The 4,954-nt window shown below is 74.7% G+C and carries 4 protein-coding genes and 1 pseudogene; 4 read left to right on the top strand and 1 reads right to left on the bottom strand.

Translation table 11 applies throughout. The annotated features are described in order from the left end of the window. The 4 genes from ACXJKL_RS14420 to ACXJKL_RS14405 all read left to right on the top strand — a co-directional run. A partial coding sequence (locus ACXJKL_RS14420; protein ID WP_457207735.1) for a beta-galactosidase trimerization domain-containing protein occupies positions 1-653 on the top strand: 653 nt, incomplete at its 5' end. After that, a complete protein-coding gene (locus ACXJKL_RS14415; RefSeq protein WP_457207734.1) occupies positions 653-1,459 on the top strand; it encodes a DeoR/GlpR family DNA-binding transcription regulator in 807 nt (268 codons plus the stop codon). The genes ACXJKL_RS14420 and ACXJKL_RS14415, both read left to right, overlap by 1 nt. A 3-nt stretch (positions 1,460-1,462) precedes the next feature. After that, positions 1,463-3,631 (top strand): alpha-galactosidase, encoded by a 2,169-nt coding sequence (locus tag ACXJKL_RS14410; protein ID WP_457207733.1) that lies wholly within the window; start codon positions 1,463-1,465, stop codon positions 3,629-3,631. 33 nt (positions 3,632-3,664) lie between these two features. Next, complete coding sequence (locus tag ACXJKL_RS14405; RefSeq protein ID WP_457207732.1) at positions 3,665-4,597, top strand: aldo/keto reductase; 933 nt, start codon at positions 3,665-3,667, stop codon at positions 4,595-4,597. Here the strand turns inward: ACXJKL_RS14405 and ACXJKL_RS14400 are convergent. Further along, positions 4,585-4,954: pseudogene (locus ACXJKL_RS14400) on the bottom strand (adenosine deaminase); the annotation flags it as partial. The gene ACXJKL_RS14405 and the pseudogene ACXJKL_RS14400 sit on opposite strands and share 13 nt — an antisense overlap.

The following is a 4,954-nucleotide window of genomic DNA, read 5'->3' as shown; positions in this document are numbered from 1 at the left end:
ACCGCCTCGTGGTCGTCCCCACCCTCTACCTGGTGTCCGACGAGACGGCCGCCGCCGTGACGGCGGCCGCCGAGGCTGGGGCGACGGTCGTGGTCACCTACTTCAGCGGCATCGTCGACGAGCACGACCACATCCGCCTCGGCGGCTACCCGGGCGCCTTCCGCGACCTCCTCGGCGTACGCACCACGGAGTTCCTGCCCCTCCTCGAGGGCRAGTCCGTGCGCGTGGACGGCCTCGGCGACGACGGCGTGGACGCCGACGTGTGGGCGGAGGAGCTGGAKCTGGCCGGCGCCGAGGCGGTGGCCCAGCACGTCGACGGCCCCGCCCGCGGGCGCCCCGCCGTCACCCGGCGCGAGGTCGGCGACGGGGTCGCCTGGTACGTCGCCACGCGCCTGGCGCCCGAGGGCACCGACCGCCTCGTCGAGCGACTGGCGGGCGAGGTCGGGCTGGCCCGCCTGCCTGGTGCCTCCACCGACGTCGAGGTGACCCGGCGGGTGGGGAACGACGGCTCCTGGTTGTTCGTCATCAACCACGGGACCGTCGACGCGCCGGTGCCGGTGACCGGGACCGAGCTGGTCTCGGGCCGCTCCGTGGCCGGCGACCTCGTCGTCCCGGCCGGGGGCGTCGCCGTCGTACGTGAGGAGCAACGCTGATGCTGGCCGCCCAACGCCGAGGCCGCATCCTGGCCGAGCTGGACCGGGACGGCACCGTGCGCGTCACCGACCTCGTCGACCTGCTCGGCGTCTCGGACATGACCGTGCGTCGCGACCTCGTGGCGCTGCACCGCGACGGACTCCTGGAGAAGGTGCACGGGGGCGCGCTGGCCGTGGCCGAGCCCTCGTCGGCGGAGCCGGGATTCGCCGCCAAGTCGGTCCAGCACCGTCTCGACAAGGAGGCGATCGCCGCCCGGGCCGCGACGTACGTCCACGAGGGCATGGCCATCGCCGTCTCCGCCGGGACCACCACCCACGCCCTTGCCGAGCACCTCGCGAAGATCCCGCACCTCACGGTCGTCACCAACTCGGTCTGGGTGGCCGACCTGCTGCACCGCGCGGGTGACAGCACCACGTCGGTCCTGCTCACCGGCGGACTGCGCACCCCCTCCGACGCCCTCGTGGGCCCGGTCGCGGTCTCCTCGCTGCGCAGCCTGCACGTCGACGCGTTCTTCATGGGCGTCCACGGCATGGATCTCCGGGCCGGGTTCAGCACCCCGAACCTGCTCGAGTCCGAGACCAACCGCGCCATGATCGAGCGCTCCCGACGCCTGATCGTGTGCGCCGACTCCAGCAAGTGGGGGGTGGTCGGGCTGAGCAGCATCGCCGCGCTCTCCGAGGCCTCCGTCCTGGTCACCGACACCGGACTCTCCGCGCAGGCCAGCGGCGTGCTGGCCGACCACGTCGGCGAGCTCGTCCTGGTCGACGTCGACGACCACGCGCCCGCGTCGAGCAGGGACGCCTGAGCCGTGACGGACGACATCACCGTGGACGCCGTCCACCTGCGCCGGGCCGGCGTGAGCCTCCTCGTCGCGGCCGACGACGACGGCGTACCCGTCGTGGCGCACTGGGGCGCCGACCTCGGTGCCCTGGACGACGCCGCCCTGGCGGCCCTGGTCGCCGCGCGCCGCCCGGGGATCCCGCGGTCGGCCTTCGACACCTCACGACGTACCGGCCTCGTGCCCGACCCCGCCCGCGGCTTCACCGGTACGCCGGTCCTCGAGGGCCATCGCGTCGGGGGCACCGCCACGGCGACGACCCCCAGCCCCTCGGAGTGGTCGACGCGCGTCGAGGACCCTCCCGACGGCGGCGACGCGACCGCCCGCTTCTCGGGCACGGACAGCGAGGCGGGTTGGAGCGTCGTCGTCGACGTCGAGCTGAGTGCCGCCGGCCTGGTGCGCGTGCGCACGTCGGTGACCAACACGCTCGACGGCACCCTGCACCTCGCCGCGGCCCGCACCGCGCTGCCCGTCGGCGCCGCGTCGACCGAGCTGCTCGACCTCACCGGACGGTGGTGCAAGGAGCGCACCCCGCAACGGCACCCCTGGGTGCAGGGCACCCACCGCCGCGACGGGCGCCACGGGCGCACGGGTCACGACGCCACCCTGCTGATGGTCGCGGGCACGCCCGGATTCGACTTCTCGCACGGCGAGGTGTGGTCGGTGCACACGGCCTGGAGCGGCAACCACACGACGTACGCCGAGCGCACCCCGGAGGGTGACTGCCTCCTCGGTGGTGGAGAGCTGCTGGCGCCCGGCGAGGTGGCCCTCGCCCGGGGCGAGACCTACCGCGGTCCGTGGCTGCTGGGCTCGTGGTCCGACGGCGGGCTCGACCCGATGAGCCACCGCCTCCACGCCCACCTTCGCTCGGTGGCGTCCGGTCCCCCGCGCGAGGCCCCGGTCGTGGCCAACACCTGGGAGGCCGTCTACTTCGACCACGCGCTGGACCGGCTGACCGCGCTCGCCGACGTGGCGGCCCGGGTCGGGGTGGAGCGCTTCGTCCTCGACGACGGCTGGTTCCGGGGGCGGCGCAGCGACACGGCCGGGCTGGGCGACTGGTGGGTCGACCCCGACGTGTGGCCGCAGGGGCTGCACCCCTTGGTCGACCACGTGCGCGGGCTGGGGATGGAGTTCGGCCTGTGGGTGGAGCCGGAGATGATCAACGTCGACTCCGACACGGCCCGGGACCACCCCGGGCGCATCCTGCGCGGCCGCCACGACCTGCCGCTCGCGTGGCGCACGCAGCAGGTGCTGGACCTGCAGGACGAGGCGGCGTACACCCAGGTCCGGGACAGCCTGCTGGCCCTGGTCGCGGAGTACGACGTCGACTACCTCAAGTGGGACCACAACCGCGACCTCACCGACGCCACCCACGACGGGGTGCCGGCCGTGGCCGGCCAGACCCGCGCGTTCTACCGCCTGCTCGACGAGGTGCGCGCCGCTCGTCCCGGGCTCGAGATCGAGTCGTGCGCCTCGGGCGGCGGGCGCGTGGACGCGGAGGTGCTGACCCGCACGGATCGGATCTGGCCGAGCGACACCATCGACTCCCTGGAGCGTCAGCACCTCCAGCGCTGGACGTCCCTGCTGGTGCCGCCCGAGCTGATGGGCTCGCACGTGGGCGGGCCGGTGGCCCACACCACCGGGCGCGCGCACCCGCTCGGCTACCGCGCCGCCACCGCGCTGCTCTACTCCTTCGGCATCGAGTGGGACCTCACCGACCTCGACGACGCGACGCTCGAGGAGCTGACCCGCTGGATCACCCTGCACCAGCGGGTGCGCCCGCTCGTCGCGCGGGGCTCGCTGGTCCACCCCGACCACCCGGACCCGGCGGTCATGGTCACCGGGCTGGTCGCCGCGGACCGCTCCGAGGCGTGGTACGTCGTCACCACCGTGGCGGCGACCGCCACCCAGCACCCGGCGCCGCTGCGGCTCACCGGACTCGACCCCGACCGCAGCTACCGGCTCACCGACGAGACCGCGAGCGCGGACCAGCACGCCGCGGACCTGTCGCCCTGGTGGGCCGCCGGGAGCGGCCAGGTCGTCGACGGGCGCGCCCTCGCCGTCGCGGGCGTCACCCTGCCGRTGCTCGGCCCGGAGGCGGCGCTGGTGCTGCACGCCGTCGCGGGGCCCCGCGCCTGAAACGCCGCTGGTCACGGGCGCTAGCGTCGAGGGGTGATCAACGACCTCGTGCTCGGCACCATGTACTTCGGCACCCGCACCGACCGGGCCACGTCCTTCGCCCTCCTCGACCGCTTCGTCGAGGCCGGCGGGACCACCATCGACACGGCCAACTGCTACGCGTTCTGGGCCAGCGACACCGGCCACGGGGGCCAGAGCGAGACGCTCATCGGCGACTGGCTGCGCGCCAACCCGGGTCTGCGTGAGCGGCTCACCCTGGCCACCAAGGTGGGCGTCGAGCCCGTCGACGGCGGCGGGGTGGAGGGCCTCGGCGCCGAGACCGTGCGCCGCGAGGCCGACCGCAGCCGCGAGCGCCTCGGCGTCGATCGCATCGACGTCCACTGGGCCCACGGGGAGGACCGGGGCACGCCGATCGAGGAGACGACCGAGGCGCTCGGCGGCCTGGTCGCCGCCGGCACGGTCGGCCGGGTCGGCATCTCCAACCACCCCACCTGGCTGGTCGAGCGATCCCGGGCGCACGCCCTGGCCCGCGGCCTCGAGCCCGCCACGGCGCTCCAGCTCACCACGTCGTACGTCGCCCCGCGTCCGGGCGCCGCGGTCGAGGGCAAGGACCACCGCTTCGGCTGGGTCACCGACGAGACCGTCGACTACCTCGAGCGCAACGCGGGCCTCGAGCTGTGGGCCTACAGCCCGCTGGTGCAGGGAAGTTTCGACCGCGACGACCGACCGTTCCCGCAGGCCTACGACCACCCCGGGACCGCGGCCAGGCTGGCGGCCCTCGCCGAGGTCGCGGACCGGCTCGGTGTGGCCCGCAGCCAGGTCGTGCTCGCGTGGCTGTTGCACCGCGCACCCCAGGTCCGCCCCATCGTGGGGGTCAGCTCGCTGGAGCAGCTCGAGCCGGCGCTCGCCGCCGCGGACCTCGTGCTCGACGCGGACACGATGGCCCGGTTGGATCAGCCGGCGTAGTCGTCGATCTCGCCGAGGATCCGCGTGCGCACGTCGTCGGGCGCGAAGGAGGCCCGCACAGCCGACCGCGCCAGGTCGGCCACGCCGGACTCGTCGAGGTCCAGCAGGTCGGCCGCGACGGCGTACTCGCCGTTGAGGGTGGTGCCGAACATCGGCGGGTCGTCGGAGTTGATGGTGACCGGCACCCCGGCCTCGACGAACGCCCGCAGCGGGTGCTCGTCGAGGGTCGCGACCGCTCGGGTGGCGATGTTGGACGTCGGGCAGACCTCCAGCACGATGCCCTCCGCCGCCAGGTGCTCCAGCAGGGCGGGATCGGCGGCCGACGAGGTGCCGTGACCGATCCGGTCCGCGCCCGCC

It is taken from the genome of Nocardioides sp. P5_C9_2 (assembly GCF_054049555.1).
Note: the sequence above shows the minus strand (reverse complement) of the source record. Positions and strands in the feature narration are given on the sequence as shown.